The sequence below is a fragment of the Pseudomonas sp. WS 5410 genome, from assembly GCF_012985645.1.
GTDB classification, from domain to species: Bacteria; Pseudomonadota; Gammaproteobacteria; order Pseudomonadales; family Pseudomonadaceae; genus Aquipseudomonas; species Aquipseudomonas shahriarae.
The window spans coordinates 41,086-58,400 of the sequence record NZ_JAAQWS010000013.1 but is presented as its reverse complement, the minus strand read 5'-3'; the positions used below and the strand labels follow the sequence as shown (position 1 = coordinate 58,400).

Here is a 17,315-nt window from a genome sequence, read left to right as displayed (position 1 = left end):
TCTATCAGTAGCGCCGAGGTGAGGCTTTCGCAGGCAAGCCAGCTCCTACACTGACTGCGTCTCTTCAGTCAGATCACGCGTAGCTCTCGATCGACGGGCACGCACACACCAGATTGCGATCGCCAAACACGTTGTCGACCCGGCCGACCGGCGGCCAGTACTTGCCTTCGATCAACGACGCTACCGGATACACCGCCTGTTCACGGCTGTACGGGTGGCTCCATTCACCGACGATTTCAGCTGCCGTGTGTGGCGCGTTTTTCAGCGGGTTGTCGTCCTTGTCCAGCGTGCCGTTTTCCACCGCGCGGATTTCCTCGCGGATAGCGATCATGGCGTCGCAGAAGCGGTCCAGTTCTTCCTTGGATTCGCTTTCGGTCGGCTCGATCATCAAGGTGCCGGCCACCGGGAACGACATGGTCGGGGCATGGAAACCAAAGTCGATCAGGCGCTTGGCCACGTCATCCACGCTGATGCCGCTGCTGTCCTTGAGCGGGCGCAGGTCCAGGATGCACTCGTGCGCCACCAGGCCGTTGCTGCCGGTGTACAGCACCGGGTAGTGCTCTTCCAGGCGACGGGAAATGTAGTTGGCATTGAGGATCGCCAGCTGCGAAGCGCGCTTGAGGCCCGCACCGCCCATCATGCTGATGTACATCCAGGTAATCGGCAGGATGCTCGCACTGCCAAATGGCGCCGCGCAGACTGCGCCTTCCTTGCGCTGCATGGCCGCGTGGCCGGGCAGGAATGGCGTGAGGTGCGACTTGACGCCAATCGGGCCAACGCCCGGGCCGCCACCGCCGTGGGGGATGCAGAAGGTCTTGTGCAGGTTCAGGTGCGACACGTCGCCGCCGAACTTGCCCGGGGCGCACAGGCCGACCATGGCGTTCATGTTGGCGCCATCGATATACACCTGGCCGCCGTTGTCATGGATGATCCCGCAGATTTCGCGGATGCCTTCCTCGAACACGCCGTGGGTCGACGGGTAGGTGATCATCAGCGCGGCGAGGTGCTCGCGGTGCTCGATGGCCTTGGCGCGTAGGTCTTCGATGTCCACGTTGCCACGGGCATCGCACGCGGTGACGACGACGCGCATGCCGGCCATGTTGGCGGTGGCCGGGTTGGTGCCGTGGGCCGACGAAGGAATCAGGCAGATATCGCGGCGTTCTTCACCACGGCTCTGGTGATAGGCACGGATCGCCAAGAGGCCCGCGTACTCGCCCTGGGAACCGGCGTTCGGCTGCAGGGAGATGGCGTCGTAGCCGGTGGCCGCGCAGAGCATGGCTTCCAGTTCAGTGGTCAGTTGCAGGTAGCCGGCGCTTTGCTCGGCCGGGGCGAACGGGTGCAGGGCCCCGAACTCGGCCCAGGTCACCGGGATCATTTCACTGGCAGCGTTGAGCTTCATGGTGCACGAGCCCAGCGGGATCATGGTGCGGTCCAGCGCCAGGTCCTTGTCGGCCAGCTTGCGCAGGTAGCGCATCAGCTCGGTTTCCGAGTGATAGCGGTTGAACACCGGGTGGCTGAGGATCGGCGATTGGCGCAGCAGCGCGGCTGGCAGAGTGCTGTCGACGCTGGCGGCGAGGGCGGCGAAGTCCGGCAGGGCTTTACCGCCTGCGAACACGCTCCACAGGGTTTCGATATCGGCCTGGGTGGTGGTTTCATCCACCGACAGGCCCAGGCGTGCCGCGTCCACGACGCGCAGGTTGATGCGCTGGGCACGGGCCTGGTCGTGCAGGGCCGCAGTGTTGGCGCCGGTGGCCAGGGTCAGGGTGTCGAAGAACGTCTCTTGTTCAACCTTGAAGCCTAGGGCACCCAGGCCTTTGGCGAGGATTGCGGCCAGGTGATGAATGCGCGTGGCGATCTGCACCAGGCCTTTGGGGCCGTGGTACACCGCGTACATGCTGGCAATGTTGGCCAGCAGTACCTGGGCGGTGCAGATGTTGCTGGTGGCCTTTTCGCGGCGGATATGTTGCTCGCGGGTCTGCATGGCCAGGCGCAGGGCCGGCTTGCCGAAACGGTCTACGGACACACCGACCAGACGCCCCGGCATGTCACGCTTGAACGCGTCCTTGGTGGAGAAGTAAGCGGCGTGCGGGCCACCAAAGCCCAGCGGCACGCCGAAGCGCTGCGCACTGCCGATGGCCACGTCGGCACCGAACTCACCCGGTGGGGTCAGCAGGGTCAGGGCCAGCAGGTCGGCGGCCACGGCCACCAGGGCGTTGGCGGCGTGGAAGCGCTCGGTCAATTCACGGTAGTCGAACACATCACCGTTGCTGGCCGGGTATTGCAGCAGGGCGCCGAAGAACGGGCTGACATCCGTCAGTTCACGCTCGTCGCCCACTACCACCTCGATGCCCAGGGGCTCGGCACGGGTGCGCAGCACGTCGAGGGTCTGCGGGTGGCTGTGCACGGAGGCAAAGAACTGGTTGCTGCCCTTGTTCTTGCTCAGACGCTTGCAGAAGGTCATGGCCTCGGCGGCGGCAGTGGCTTCGTCGAGCAGGGATGCGTTGGCGATCGGCAGGCCGGTAAGGTCACTGATCAGGGTCTGGAAGTTCAGCAGCGCTTCCAGGCGGCCTTGGGAGATCTCGGGCTGGTAAGGCGTGTAGGCGGTGTACCAGGCCGGGTTTTCCAGGAGGTTGCGCAGGATCGGCGACGGCGTGTGGCAGTTGTAATAGCCCTGGCCGATGTAGGTCTTGAACAGTTGGTTCTTGGCGGCGATGGCCTTGATCGAGGCCAGTGCATCGGCCTCGCTCAGGCCGTCGCTCAGGCCCAGCACGGCGGTGCCCTTGATGCTTTCCGGGATCACGCTGGCGCTCAAGGCTTCCAGGGAGTCAAAACCCAGGGTCGCGAGCATCTGTTGCTCGTCGTCCTGGCGTGGGCCGATGTGGCGGGCGATAAATTCGTTGGCGGTGCTCAGGTTGATACTCATGGCGCGCTCCTCAAGCTTCAGCGTTGGCTTTGATCAGGCGGTCGTACGCATCCTGATCCAACAGCTTAGCTACTGCATCGGCGTCAGCCGGTTTAAAGCGGAAGAACCAGCCTTCGCCCGTCGGGTCTTCGTTGACCAGTTCCGGGCTTTCGCTGAGCTGGTCGTTGACTTCCAGCACTTCGCCGGTCAGGGGCATGTACACGCCGCTGGCGGCCTTGACCGATTCCACAGTGGAGGCTTCGGCGCCCTGCTCGTAGGCCTGCAGCTCCGGCAGTTGCACGTAAACCACATCACCCAGGGCGTTTTGCGCGAACGCGGTAATACCTACGGTGACGCTGCCGTCAGCTTCGGCACGCAGCCATTCGTGATCTTCAGTAAAACGCAATTCGCTCATGGAAACTCCTCAGGGCCAGAATCGTCTGGTGGACGGGATTGGAATGGGAGAGTCCTTAGCAAAAATGCGGCCAATATAAATTTATTGTTATTAATCAACTGTTTATAGATATGTGGTGGTGAGTGAGGGACGCGCCCTGTAGCGAAATCGCTACGGATCGACAGTGGAAAAAAAGCCTATTTGGATCAAAGCCTTGCATGGCGAAGGCGGACCAGGCGTGTATTGAAAACGTTCCGCTGTAGCGTTTTCGATACGGCTGCGCGAGATGTATGTAGCGCACGGGCCGGCAGGGGGCGGCTTATTTTGCCGTTATCCAATGATTAGGACGCGCGGCATGAGCCATTCAATAGCGGCATTTCAGGGCACTTCCCAGCTAAACGCATCCCGCGATTTTCTCCGGCGCCTGTTTGCCCAGCGCCCGACGTTGACGCAAGTGGCCGAGTCCATGGTCCAGGACTGGATCGCCGACGGGTTCGCGGCCTCCCGTTTACGGGCCAACATCACCTGGATCGGCGTGAGGCAGCCCGCTCAAGCTGGCGCTGATAGCTACACCCAGCTCACAACCCTGGGTGATGCCTTGATCAGGCGCTGCATGAGCAGCGAAGTGCTGAACTACGTGGCCGGTCATCACTACCTGTTGGTCAGTTCCATAAGCCATGGCCTCGTGCTGATAACCGATGTGGTGTCGGTCGATGATATTGAGTTCATGCTCAACGCCCTTGCCCCCCAGTTGCTCGCCGGTTTTAACGCAAGGCTGGTGGCCTACTGGAACGCGCCTGCCCCCGGCGATGCAGGGCTTAGTCGCTGGGGCGCAGTCGGCACGCAGTTGCGTGAGTGTCTGCTCAGCGCCCGGCAGACTCCGCCCCTGACACCGCAGCAAGCAAGCGCGCTGCTGGGGCTGGGGGACGGGCCGCAGGAACTGTGGGGCCATCAGGTGGACCGGCAAGCGCTGGGCGGGGCCGATGTGCTGCGGATCTATCAAGTCTATGCCGGCCAGGAGGGGCGGCCCGGCGAGTGGCTGCCTTTGTTGGTCTTGCAGCGTCAGGTCGCGCAGCAACAGGTCAACCTGGTTTATGTTCCCGCGATAAGCCTGCTCAAACTGACTGCGTTGGACGAGTTGGGCAGCCTGCTGCCGCGCTACATGAGCCACTACACTCCCGGACTGCTCGTCAATTGGGTGCTCAAGGAGCCGCAAGGCGATGTGTTCGATGCACAGGCCCAGACCTTGCTGGAGCGCCAGTTAAGGGCGTTGCAGCAGCTCAATTGGTCGGCCCTGCCCGGCGTCGACAGCTACAAGCGCCTGTTCAGCCAACTCACCGCACCCGAGGTGTGGTTCGAGGGCGACTATCTCCAGCAGCCCCACGAAGAGCAGTTGCCGCTGTGGTTGCAGGTCGCCAGCGGGGCCGACCGGAACACCTATGGCCAATGGCTGGAGCGTCTGGCACACCTGCAAAAACGCACGGGCGGTGCATCGTTTCTCGACGGGCTGGAGCCGATTGACGTGTATGCCCGCCAAGCGCTGCAACGCCAGATGCGCCTGGATTTCCCGCAAGAAACCGCGATCAATCCGGATGATTACCTGCTGACGTTTGAACGCACCCAAGGCGCCACGGTGGGCTGGACGCAGCGCACCACCAAGTCCTTGACCTCATGGTCGTTGGAAAACCCCTTTGCTACCCCCTATGCCAGTGTGCAGATCGCCCATCAGGCGGCGCCGGGGCAGGAGGTTGCCGCGTGGATCAGGCCGGCGTACCTGGAAAAACTGATTGAGACGGTCGATGTGGGGCGGCATTACCCCGCGTTACTCAAACGGGCGCTGGTGTCGGACCCGGCAGAGTCTGCACGGCGCCGACGCTTGTTTGTCGAGCAGATGGCCTTGCAGCTTCCATTGCGCGCCCTTGAGAACAGCCTGCGCCAACGCAACGGGTTTACCCCGCCCGGCGCAGAGGTGGTGCAAGCCTTGCTGCAGAGCGACCCGCTCAAGCGGGCGGTCGGGAACCAAGTGATCATCGCCCGGCCCTTGGCTTTTCTGACGCATGCCGGGGGAACGGTGCATAAAGCCAGCAACCTGTTTGTCATCGGTCCGCGGGATAACAGCCCGTTGCCCCATATTCTGTACCGGCCTGATCAGGCCGGGGCGCTGCTCCAGCAGTTCGCCAGCCGCCAGGCGCTGCTCGACGAGATCACTCGAACGGGCAGTGACCTGCAGGCGGTGGTGCTTGAGCAACTGTCTGAAAACAGCCGCGCATTGTTTGCCAACGGCGGGTTTTCAAGCCCCCATGTCCAGCGCTTTCTACAGGGGGACGAATACAGCGAGCACGCTGCGGCCAGCCCGGCATTGCTCAGCGACGAGCCAGTACCTGGGGTGTTTCTTGAGACGGTATTTGATGAAAACGCCAGGAGCCTTTGGCAGTCCGCCGAAAAACGCGCCACCTCTATCGAGGCGCTGCGTTGGACGCTGTTCAAGAATAATCTCTGGCAGATCTTCAATGCCCTGCTGCCCCTGCTCAGGGGATCGGTGGCAGTGGCGGGGTGGTTGTCCCAGGTGTATGTCAGCTTTCGCACGGTGCTGGCTTTGCCGGCCGCAGCCAGTCAGGAAGACACCGCCGGTGCCCTGGTCGATTTGCTCGGCAGCCTGGCCGGCCTGCTGTTGAGCCCGGTGGTCAGCCTTGATCAGCGTTTGCGGTTGAGTGAGACCCGGCCACTGTCTACTGGCGCGATCGAAACCACGGCGGTCAGGCATGTCCAGCAGACGCCGTCGACGTTTGCCTGGCAGCGTTCACTGGCCGATGTCACGGGCATGGACTTTTCCTGGGCCAACGCGCGGTTGCGCCTTGATCCCGCGCAACAGGCACAGCTTGAGACCTTCCGCTGGTCCCCAGGGCAGGGCGAGCAGTGGCCGGGAACGCCCATGGTCAGCTCGCCAGACAGCCCTATACGCGGCCGGGTCGCGGTGCGGCGCGCCGGCGGCACGGTCAGCCATGAAGATTACCTGTTGATTGACAGCCAGCTGTATGGGGGCAAGCAGGTGGATGGGCGTTGGCGCATCGTGGACCTGAGAAATCCCCTGCGCGCCGGCCCCTGGCTCAGGAAAGATTCACGCGGGGTGTGGAAAGTCGACCTGGGCCTGCAATTGCTCGGTGGCCATCCCAAGCTGTCGGCTGCCAGCCGCCGCGCCAATATCCAGCGTCAGAACCAGATGTTTGAACGTCATTATCAAGAGATGACGGAACGCCTGATGGAGGCTGAAAAAGCCGCGGCGGCCGCCGAAGAGCGCTTTGAACACGCCCACGGCGGCGATCAGCAAAAACTCTTTGATCCATCCCTGCAAGCGCTGCGGGCCAGCTATCTGGCCGCCCTGGAGAAACAAAGCCGGGCGCAGTTCAACCGGCTGGACGCGTTGATCGCAAAAAATGCCAACAAACCCGTGGAGCGGTTCGAGCCGGAAAAGATCCTGCAGTTGGAGGACCTTGTCCAGACCCTGCGTGTGCAGATGGTGATGCTGATCGCAAACCGCTCGAACGAGGTGTTTCCCGGTGAGCGTCGCAGCCAGTTGGGTGAACAGCTGGAGCATGAAGACGTAGCCGTTGTTCAGGCTGCGCACCACACGCTCGTCGAGTCGATGCAGACAATTATTGGCTACAACGAGCAACTGATCGACTTGAGCATCCTGGAGCGAAACAACTATGCCAGGCTGGCCCAGGTACCCGGGTATGACTCGCGGCCTGAAGCCTTGCTTCCCTCCACGCTTGGCACGCCGCTGGACTGGAAGTCGCTGCAGTTGAAGGCATTGGGCGGGGTGATAGTGCGCAGGCCGCCGAAGCCCGAGGAATATGAGGATTTCATCCGGATCGGCTCGTTGGTCGATGAGGCGACCCAATCGGTGCAGTCACAAAAAAACCTGCAGGAGGCAGGCCCCCTGAGTGTGCAACAGCGCATCGACGGCTATGACGCGATTTTGCTCGACTATGACAACACCCAAGCGTCCCTGCGTGAGTACGGCGACATGGATTCCGACCTGCTCTATGAGGGCAGCATCGAGCGCTTGAATCGCATGCTCAACGCCTTGGAGCATGAAGCGCGCGGTTCCCTGGCGGCGCTGCTGCGTGAGCGCGAGCAGACTCCTGCACGCGCGCCCGGGCCCGCGCTTGGCTCTGGCAAGCGCCTGATCCGTGACCGCAAGAGCCGCTATCTGGTGGGCCAGGTTCGGGCGCGTACGCCGCAGATGAACGAGCACATTGTTGATGTCATCAATCCGGTCGATCAGAGTGTGGTGACGAGCTTTCGGCAGGCGCCTGGCAGTGATGAGTTTGAGGCAATCACCCAGGCCCGTACGCCGCCAGTGCGCCCGGTGCGCTCCCTGGAAAGGCTCAGGGACGATGGGCGCAAGCTGCTGGCGCGCCAGTCGACTGTGCTTGAGCAGGCGCGTAACGAAGCGCGCCTCTCCAGCCAGCCCGCCAGCGTCGAGGCCCGATTGTTACGGCATGCCGGGAAAATCAATGGGGTGGCCGATAAGATCCGCAAGGCCCTGGGGCAGGAGCAAAGCCAAACGCAGGAGCCCCTGCTCAAGGAGCTGGGGCAGGCCTCCAGCCGCCTGGCGGAGCACGGCAGGCTGATCCGTATCGAGATGGTCAAGCGCCTGGCACCTGATGAAGAGGGGATTGCCTACCTCAAGAGCCAGAATGAGGTGCAAATCCTACCGATAGAGGGGCGCATAGCGCTTAAACGGGAGAATGATTTCCTGCAGGAATACCTGGTCAAGGACACTGGCGGCAAGGTATTGGCCTACGCCCATTTTCATTACCGCACACGTGAGGCGGCCAACGCGCCATACAGCGCCGGCCATTTGAAACGGCCGGAACAACGCTTTATGAGCTTTCGCAGCCTGGCCGACAAGACCGACAGCGATGTGATTGCGATCTACTATTCGCGGATCAGCCCAGCCATGGCCCAGCAGCTGTTTTTCAGCGCGACGGGGGCGGTGATCCAGCGTGGACGCAGGGTCCTGTGGTGATCAGGGTTTGCCGGGGATGCCGTATTTGCGCAACCGATGGGCGATAGCGGTGTGAGACGTCTGTAGACGGTTGGCCAACTGACGTGTCGAGGGATAGGTGCTGTAGAGCTTTTCGAGCAGGCTGCGCTCAAAGTCCTCAACGGCCTGCTCCAGGCTGTTCACTTCGCCGTCGCTCTGGCGGGCGACCGAGGTGCCGGCGATATCCAGGTCGCCAATGTCCACCAGGTTGCTTTCGCAAATGGCGGCGGCGCGGAAGATCACGTTCTGCAACTGGCGCACATTACCCGGCCAGCGGTTGCCCAGCAGCGCCGGGTAGGTGCCCGGTGCCAGGCGGCAGACCGGGCGCTGGATCTGCGCGCAGGCCTGCTGCATGAAGTAGCGGGCCAGCAGCAGGATGTCCTGGCCACGTTCGCGCAGGGGCGGTACTTCCACATTCAGCACATTGAGGCGGTAGAACAGGTCTTCGCGGAAGGTGCCTTCGCTGACCATCTTTTCCAGGTCGCGGTGGGTGGCGCTGAGGATGCGCACATTGACCTTGACCTCGCGGTCGCCGCCGACCCGGCGAAAGCTGCCGTCATTGAGAAAACGCAGCAGCTTGGCCTGCAAGTACGGCGACATCTCGCCGATCTCATCGAGAAACACCGTGCCCTGGTTGGCCAGTTCCATCAGCCCTGGCTTGCCGCCGCGCTGGGCGCCGGTAAAGGCGCCGGGGGCGTAGCCGAACAGCTCGCTTTCGGCGAGGTTTTCCGGCAGCGCCGCGCAGTTCAGCGCCAGGAACGGTGAGCTGTGGCGTGCGCTGATGGCATGGCAGGCGCGGGCCACCAGCTCTTTGCCGGTGCCGGTCTCGCCCTGGATCAACAGCGGGGCGTCGAGGGCCGCCACCCGTTGCGCACGGGTCTTGAGGGTGCGGATGGCCACGGACTCGCCCAGCAACGCATCGAAGCCTTCGGCATGGTCATGGTGCAGCGCCGAGAGCCGCTCGCCGATGCGATTGGGTTGGTACAAAGTCAGCAGCGCGCCGGCATCGGTAATCGGCGTGGCATCCAGCAGCAAGGTCTGGCCGTTGACGCTGATCTCGCGCAGGGGCAGGCGAAAGCCATGTTCGAGCAAGGCTTCCAGCAGTGCCGGATCGTCAAACAGCTCGGCGATACTTTCGCCAGCCGGCTCGCGGCCATAGAGGGCGATCAGCGCCGGGTTGGCCAGCAGCACCTTGCCGGCGCTGTCCAGGGCCAGGACCGGGTCGGTCATGGCCGCCAGCAGGGCGTCGAGTTGCAGATGGCGGCGCTGGCCGGGAAGGATATCCACCACCGTCACCGCCTGTACGCCATGGACGCTGAACAGCGCGTCGCGCAACTCTTCCAGCACCTCCACGCTCAGGGTCGGCGCGTCGATGTAGACGTTGGGCGGGATCATCTCCACCGCATCCAGGTTGAGATTGCGCCCACCGAGCAGGGCCAGGACTTCCTGGGTAATGCCGACGCGGTCGATGAAGCTGACGTGGATACGCATGGGGCGGACTTTGATTCTGCAATGCGGAGGGTGGCCAGTATGCCTGAGCGACGGTGGAGATCAAAAATGTGGGAGTTGGCTTGCCTGCGATAGCCTCATCGAGGTGTGACTGATACATCGAGGTGCCTTCATCGCAGGCAAGCCAGCTCCCACACAAGCTGGCTCCCACATTTGATCTGTTTTGGCCGTGGAGCAGGGGTTATTCCAGGTGTTCAGGCTTGATCGGATCGCCCGGCTTTACATCCAGCTGGTGGCGCACATCCTCGAACATCAAGTCGTACTGTTTATGCATGCCTCCGTTGAGGACCGCGGTTTTCGGCATGCCGTATTTCTGCGCGATGTTCATGGCATGGCGGGCAAAGTCGAAGGCCTGGTCCTTGGGCAGGAAGAATTCTTCCTTGAGCTCTTTGCCCTGCACCGAACCATGCATCTTGAAGAGCATTCCCTTGCCTTCCTTTGGATCCTGGCTGACTTCATAGTCGATGCACAGGTCGTAGCTGTGGTCCTGGGCATTCAAGGCGTGGCGTTCAACATGCAAGTGACCGGGTTCAAAAATGGCCATAGGCGTCTCTCCCTAACAAGGCATTGGAGAAGGGCGGCTGCAACAGCCGCCCGGGGTGTAGTTATAAGTAGGTGATGCCAGGTTTTGCCGTGCTGATACGGGTACCGGCGGTGCCCTGGACGATCGCTTCGATGTCCGAGAGTGAACCGATCACTGCGGTTTTGCCAGTGTTGCGGGCGAACTCGCAGGCGGCCTGGACCTTAGGCCCCATGGAGCCGGCGGCGAAGCCGAGTGTTTCCATGTCGTCGGGGTGGGCCTGGCCGATAGCCTTTTGCGTCGGCTTGCCGAAGTCGATAAAGGCGGCGTTGACGTCGGTGGCGATCACCAGCAGGTCGGCTTCCAGTTGCTGGGCCAGCAGCGAGGAACACAGGTCTTTGTCGATCACGGCCTCGATGCCCTTGAGCTTGCCGTTCTCGTCATACATGGTCGGGATGCCGCCGCCGCCGGCACAGATCACGATGCTGCTCTTTTCCAGCAGCCACTTGATCGGGCGGATCTCAAAGATGCGTTTGGGCCGTGGGCTGGCCACTACCCGGCGGTATTTATCGCCATCGGGGGCAATCGCCCAGCCTTTTTCGGCGGCCAGTTTTTCCGCTTCGGCTTTGGAGTAGACCGGGCCTATCGGCTTGGTCGGGTTCTGGAAGGCCGGGTCGTTGGCGTCCACTTCAACCTGGGTCAGTAGGGTGGCGAATGGCACCTCAAAGTCCAGCAGGTTGCCCAGTTCCTGTTCGATGATGTAGCCGATCATGCCTTCGGTTTCGGCACCCAGCACGTCCAGCGGGTAGGGCGAGACCTGGGTGTAGGCGGCGGCTTGCAGGGACAGCAGGCCGACTTGCGGCCCATTGCCGTGGGCGATCACCAACTCGTTGCCGGGATGGATCTTGGCAATCTGTTCGGTGGCGACCCGGATATTGGCGCGTTGGTTGTCCGCAGTCATGGGTTCACCACGGCGGAGCAGGGCGTTACCGCCCAGAGCAACGACGATACGCATAGCGGTTGTCCTTTTAGAGTGCGGCTTTGTGAACACCGGACAAAATGTCGGAGCTGGCTTTATGTGGGAGCTGGCTTGCCTGCGATGGCATCACCTCAATATGCCTGGCAGACCGAGGTGACTGCATCGCGGGCAAGGCCGCATAAAGCCCGCTCCCACATTGACCGTGTTACATCAGTGGGAGCGGTGTTGGGTTACAAGTCAGCCAGCGTCGAAACCAGGATCGCCTTGATGGTGTGCATGCGATTTTCCGCTTGCTCGAAGGCGATGCAGGCTGGGGACTCGAACACGTCGTCGGTCACTTCGATGCCGTTGGCCAGGTGCGGATACTGCTCGGCAATCTGTTTGCCGATCTTGGTATCGCTGTTATGGAACGCCGGCAGGCAGTGCATGAACTTGGTGCGTGGGTTGCCGGTGGCTTTCATCAGTTGGGCATTGACCTGGTACGGCAGCAGTTGCTCGATACGCTCGGCCCAGGCTTCCACTGGCTCGCCCATGGAGACCCAGACGTCAGTGTGGATAAAGTCCACGCCCTTGACCGCCGCTTTCGGGTCTTCGGTGAGGGTGATGCGTGCACCGCTTTCTTCCGCGTATTTTTTGCAGCGACCGACCAGGTCATCGTGGGGCCACAGGGCTTTGGGTGCGCAGATGCGTACGTCCATGCCCAGTTTGGCGCCGACCAGCAGCAGCGAGTTGCCCATGTTGTTACGGGCGTCGCCCAGGTAGGCGTAGCTGATGTCGTGGATCGGCTTGTCAGCGTGTTCACGCATGGTCAGCACGTCGGCGATCATCTGGGTTGGGTGGTACTCGTCGGTCAGGCCGTTGAACACCGGTACCCCGGCAAATTTCGCCAGTTCTTCGACGATTTCCTGCTTGAAACCACGGTATTCGATGGCGTCGTACATGCGCCCGAGTACGCGGGCGGTGTCTTTCATGCTTTCTTTGTGGCCGATCTGCGACGAGTTCGGGTCGATATAGGTGACGTTGGCGCCCTGGTCATAGGCTGCGACTTCGAAGGCACATCGGGTGCGGGTCGAGGTTTTCTCGAAGATCAGCGCGATGTTGTTGCCTTTGAGGTGCTGCTGCTCGGTGCCGGTGTACTTGGCGCGCTTGAGATCGCGGGACAGGTCCAGCAGGTAGCGCAGCTCGCGCGGGGTGTGGTGTTCCAGGCTCAGCAGGTTACGGTTGTGGATGTTGAACGCCATGATGATTCTCCTTGGATTCGGTAATCGGCCCGGTCGGCATCGGGTAGGTGCCGACCGGGGAGACGGTCGTTTAGTAGTCGATAGGATCGCGGATGATTGGGCAGGTCATGCAGTGGCCACCGCCACGGCCGCGGCCCAGTTCACCGGCACTGATAGTGATGACTTCCACACCGGCCTTGCGCAGCAGGGTGTTGGTGTAGGTGTTGCGGTCGTAACCGATCACCACGCCAGGCTCTACCGCTACCACGTTGTTGCCGTCATCCCACTGTTCGCGTTCGGCGGCGAAGCTGTTGCCGCCGGTTTCCACTACGCGCAGGGTCTTGAGGCCAAGGGCTGCGGCCACGGTGTCGAGGAAGTTGGTTTTCTCCCGTTGGATATCAATGCCGTGGGGCTTGCTTTCGTCAGGGCGCAGGGTGAAAGGAACGATCTGGCTTACCACTTCGGGGAAGACGGTGACCAGGTCGCGGTCGCAGAAGCTGAACACGGTGTCCAGGTGCATCGCGGCGCGGGATTTCGGCAGGCCGGCAACGATGACTTTTTCCACGGCCTTGTTCTTGAACAGGTTGCGCGCCAGTTGGCCGATGGCCTGGTGGGACGAGCGCTCGCCCATACCGATCAAGACCACGCCGTTGCCAATCGGCATCACGTCGCCGCCTTCCAGGGTGGCTGCACCGTGTTGCAGGTCAGGGTCGCCGTACCAGATCTGGAAGTCGGCGTTGGTGAACTCGGGGTGGAACTTGTAGATGGCGGTGGTCAGCAGGGTTTCCTGACGTCGCGCCGGCCAGTACATCGGGTTGAGCGTTACGCCACCGTAGATCCAGCAGGTGGTGTCGCGGGTGAACTGGGTGTTGGGCAGCGGCGGCAGGATAAAGCTTGAGTGGCCGAGGAAGTCGCGGAACATCTCGATGGTCTTGCCACCAAAGCTGCTCGGCAGGTCATCGGCCGACACGCCACCGATCAGGAACTCGGCGATCTTGCGCGGCTCCAGGCTGCGCAGCCAGGAACCGACTTCATCGGCCAGGCCCAGGCCAACTGTATCGGCAGTGATCTTGCGCTCCAGGATCCAGTCCAGGGCTGCGGGGATGGCAACAATGTCGGTCAGCAGGTTGTGCATTTCCAGCACATCAATATCGCGTTCGCGCATCTTGGTGACGAAGTCGAAATGGTCCCGCTTGGCCTGGGCAACCCAGAGCACGTCATCGAACAACAGTTCGTCGCAATTGTTGGGGGTCAGCCGCTGATGGGCCAGACCTGGGGAACACACCATGACTTTGCGCAGTTTGCCGGCTTCGGAATGTACGCCGTACTTAACTTTTTCCGTGGTCATTACAGATCCTCCAGTGAACATAAAGATTCAGGTGTTACAGGGTCAGGAAGCCGTCGTAGAGCCCATAGGCCGCCACCAGGGCGCCAATGACCACTGCGGCGAAAATCAGCTTCTCGACGTTGGTGAAAATCGGTTTGCCCAGTTCACGCTTGGCTTTGGCGAACAGGATCGCGCCAGGGGCGTAGAGCAGGGCGGACAGCAGCAGGTACTTGGTGCCACCGGCATACAGCAGCCAGACCGCGTAGATCAGGGCGACGGCGCCGATAAACAGGTCTTTCTTGCGCTCGGCCAGGGCCGCCTCGTAGGTCTCGCCGCGCACTGCCAGCAGCAGCGCGTAGGCCGCCGACCACAGGTAGGGCACCAGGATCATCGAGGTGGCGAGGTAGATCAGCGACAGGTAGGTGCTGGCGGAAAACAGGGTGATCACCAGGAAGACCTGGACCATGGCGTTGGTCAGCCACAGGGCGTTGACCGGCACATGGTTGGCGTTTTCCTTACGCAGGAACTCCGGCATGGTGTGGTCTTTGGCAGCGGCGAACATGATCTCTGCGCACAGCAGCACCCACGACAGCAGCGCACCCAGCAGCGAGATGATCAAGCCGACGCTGATCAGCACCGCGCCCCAGTGGCCGACCACATGCTCCAGCACGGCGGCCATCGACGGGTTCTGCAGCTTGGCCAGTTCCGGTTGGGTCATGATGCCCAGGGACAGCACGTTCACCAGCATCAGGAACAGCAGCACGGTGATAAAGCCGATAACGGTGGCCTTGCCCACGTCCGAGCGTTTTTCGGCACGGGACGAGAAGATGCTCGCGCCTTCGATACCGATAAATACCCATACGGTGACCAGCATCATGTTGCGCACCTGGTTCATTACGCTGCCCAGGTCGGGGTTTTTCAGGCCCCAGATATCAGCGGTGAAGATGTCCAGCTTGAACGCGAACAGCGCGATCAATACAAACAGCACCAGCGGTACGATCTTGGCGACGGTGGTCACCAGGTTGATAAACGCCGCCTCCTTGATCCCGCGCAATACCAGAAAATGCACGGCCCACAACAGCACCGAGGCGCCGATCACTGCCGCCGGGGTGTTGCCTTCGCCGAAGATGGGGAAGAAGTAGCCCAGGGTGCTGAACAGCAACACGAAGTAGCCGACGTTGCCCAGCCAGGCACTGATCCAGTAGCCCCAGGCTGACGAGAAACCCATGTAGTCGCCAAAACCGGCCTTGGCGTAGGCGTACACGCCGCCGTCCAGGTCAGGTTTGCGATTGGCCAGAGTCTGGAATACAAAGGCCAGGGTCAACATACCCACGGCAGTGATAACCCAACCAATCAACACCGCACCGACATCGGCGCTGGCGGCCATATTTTGCGGCAACGAGAAGATCCCGCCGCCAATCATTGAGCCCACAACAAGAGCAACAAGGGCGCCTAATCGAAGTTTTCCGGGAGATTCAGACATTGCGTGACTCCAATGCAGGAGAAGAGAGACCACAGAATAAAACTGTGCGCTATTCAAATAGCTGACTTAGATCACTTCATTGGCACATTCCATTGTGAATTAAAGACTTATGAATAAATGCTACAGGCGTATAATTGCCCGGATATGCTCATTTCAGAGCATCTCTCCGTTCGGGTTAATCCTTTTGTGCGCAAGACGTGGACGCTTGAAGCTAGCCCGTTTTCGCAGATGTGCAAACTTTTTCAGAGGCTTTGCCAAATACCTCCCATGGATAAAAGACAAGCCGTATTTAAATTCTAAATTTACCTAAACTCGACTAATTGAAATGTCATTAAGTTATGAGGCGAGCAGTTTTATTCGCTATAGCTAATAAACATTGATTGATTTCGATAAATTAGCTGAGTGCAGCGCTCAATAACTGTTTTATCTGCAGGAGTTTCTATGTCGCAACCGGCACAAAAGCTGCGTCTCAGTGCCCTGGTGGCATTGGTGGTGGGCTCGATGATTGGCGGCGGAATCTTCTCGTTGCCACAGAACATGGCTGCGCGGGCCGAGGTGGGGGCGATCCTGATCGGTTGGGGGATCACTGCCATTGGCATGTTGACCCTCGCGTTCGTGTTCCAGACCCTGGCCAACCGCAAGCCCAACCTCGACTCCGGGGTGTATGCCTACGCCAAGGCCGGTTTTGGCGACTACATGGGCTTCTCGTCTGCCTGGGGCTACTGGATCAGCGCCTGGATGGGTAACGTGGGCTATTTCGTGTTGCTGTTCAGCACCCTGGGCTATTTTTTTCCGGTGTTCGGCCAGGGCAACACGCCGGTGGCGATCGGTTGCGCGTCGTTGCTGCTGTGGGCTGTGCATTTTCTGGTGATGCGCGGGATCAAGGAGGCAGCGTTTATCAACCAGGTCACCACCGTGGCCAAGATCGTACCGCTGCTGATGTTTATCGTGATCGCCGCCGTGGCCTTCAAGGCGGATGTATTCACCCGGGATATCTGGGGCCTGGGCAACCCGCAGTTCGGTGGGGTGATGGACCAGGTGCGCAATATGATGCTGGTCACCGTGTTTGTGTTTATCGGTATCGAAGGGGCCAGCGTGTACTCGGCGCGCGCGGAAAAACGCTCGGACGTGGGCCGCGCCACGGTGATCGGGTTTGTCGGAGTGCTGGCCCTGCTGGTGCTGGTCAACGTGCTGTCCCTGGGGATCATGAGCCAGCCCGAGTTGGCCAACTTGCAGAACCCCTCACTGGCGGGCGTGCTGGAACATATCGTCGGCCCCTGGGGCGCAATGTTGATCAGCATCGGCCTGGCGGTGTCGCTGCTGGGGGCGTTGCTGTCATGGGCCTTGCTGTGTGCCGAGATTCTCTACGCCACTGCCCATGACAAGACCATGCCGGCCTTCCTGAAAAAGGAAAATGCCAACCGCGTGCCGGTCAATGCGTTGTGGCTGACCAATGTGATGATCCAGCTGTTCCTGGTGATCACGCTGTTTTCGGCCAGCACTTACACCACGTTGATCTACCTGGCGTCGTCGATGATCCTCGTGCCGTATTTATGGTCGGCGGCCTATGCCGTGTTGTTGTGCGGGCGCGGAGAAACCTACGAAGAAGCCCATGGCCAGCGGCTCAAGGACCTGCTGGTCGGCGTGATTGCCCTGGGCTATGCGGTGTGGCTGCTGTATGCCGGGGGCTTGAAATACCTGCTGCTGTCGGCGTTGCTGTATGCACCTGGGGTGATTTTGTTTGCCCAGGCCAAGCGCGAGCAGGGCCAGCCGCTGTTTACCTTGCTGGAAAAGGGGATTTTCAGTTGCGTGATTGCCGGGGCGAGCCTGGCGGCGTATGGGTTGTATAGCGGGGTGCTGACCCTGTGAGCATGACGCTTGGTTGATTGTGCTGGGGAGGGCCTTATCGCGGGCAAGCCCGCTCCCGC

10 protein-coding genes are annotated in these 17,315 nt (G+C 61.1%); 2 read left to right on the top strand and 8 right to left on the bottom strand.

Features of this window, described 5'->3' with window-relative positions:
- Positions 1 to 73: 73 nt before the first annotated feature.
- Complete coding sequence (gene gcvP, locus HBO24_RS18920; protein WP_115128821.1) at positions 74 to 2,923, bottom strand: aminomethyl-transferring glycine dehydrogenase; 2,850 nt, start codon at positions 2,921 to 2,923, stop codon at positions 74 to 76.
- A gap of 10 nt (positions 2,924 to 2,933) precedes the next feature.
- Entirely contained in the window at positions 2,934 to 3,317 is a 384-nt protein-coding gene (gcvH, locus tag HBO24_RS18915) for a glycine cleavage system protein GcvH (RefSeq protein ID WP_057440003.1), read from the bottom strand.
- 334 nt (positions 3,318 to 3,651) lie between these two features.
- On the opposite strand from gcvH, the gene HBO24_RS18910 reads away from it, so the two are divergent.
- A complete protein-coding gene (locus tag HBO24_RS18910) occupies positions 3,652 to 8,331 on the top strand; it encodes a hypothetical protein (RefSeq protein ID WP_170060101.1) in 4,680 nt (1,559 codons plus the stop codon).
- Here HBO24_RS18910 and HBO24_RS18905 read toward each other — a convergent pair whose 3' ends face one another.
- The 6 genes from HBO24_RS18905 to arcD (HBO24_RS18880) all read right to left on the bottom strand — a co-directional run bounded on the left by HBO24_RS18905 (position 8,332) and on the right by arcD (HBO24_RS18880) (position 15,387).
- A complete protein-coding gene (locus HBO24_RS18905) occupies positions 8,332 to 9,840 on the bottom strand; it encodes a sigma-54-dependent transcriptional regulator (RefSeq protein ID WP_057440001.1) in 1,509 nt (502 codons plus the stop codon).
- Between the two features lie 199 nt (positions 9,841 to 10,039).
- Entirely contained in the window at positions 10,040 to 10,402 is a 363-nt protein-coding gene (locus tag HBO24_RS18900; RefSeq protein ID WP_057440000.1) for a DUF5064 family protein, read from the bottom strand.
- Positions 10,403 to 10,463: 61 nt separating this feature from the next.
- Positions 10,464 to 11,393 carry a carbamate kinase gene (gene arcC / locus HBO24_RS18895; RefSeq protein WP_170060100.1) on the bottom strand — a complete coding sequence of 310 codons (930 nt, stop codon included), beginning with the start codon at positions 11,391 to 11,393 and terminating at the stop codon, positions 10,464 to 10,466.
- Between the two features lie 194 nt (positions 11,394 to 11,587).
- Entirely contained in the window at positions 11,588 to 12,598 is a 1,011-nt protein-coding gene (locus HBO24_RS18890) for an ornithine carbamoyltransferase (protein WP_029296316.1), read from the bottom strand.
- Between the two features lie 70 nt (positions 12,599 to 12,668).
- Positions 12,669 to 13,925 carry an arginine deiminase gene (gene arcA / locus HBO24_RS18885; RefSeq protein ID WP_115128819.1) on the bottom strand — a complete coding sequence of 419 codons (1,257 nt, stop codon included), beginning with the start codon at positions 13,923 to 13,925 and terminating at the stop codon, positions 12,669 to 12,671.
- A 34-nt stretch (positions 13,926 to 13,959) separates the two neighbouring features.
- Positions 13,960 to 15,387, bottom strand: coding sequence for an arginine-ornithine antiporter (gene arcD, locus HBO24_RS18880; protein ID WP_057439997.1), 1,428 nt, complete (start codon positions 15,385 to 15,387; stop codon positions 13,960 to 13,962).
- Between the two features lie 441 nt (positions 15,388 to 15,828).
- On the opposite strand from arcD (HBO24_RS18880), the gene arcD (HBO24_RS18875) reads away from it, so the two are divergent.
- Positions 15,829 to 17,256: an arginine-ornithine antiporter gene (gene arcD / locus HBO24_RS18875; RefSeq protein ID WP_057439996.1), complete on the top strand. Its 1,428-nt coding sequence runs from the start codon at positions 15,829 to 15,831 to the stop codon at positions 17,254 to 17,256.
- Positions 17,257 to 17,315 lie beyond the last annotated feature (59 nt).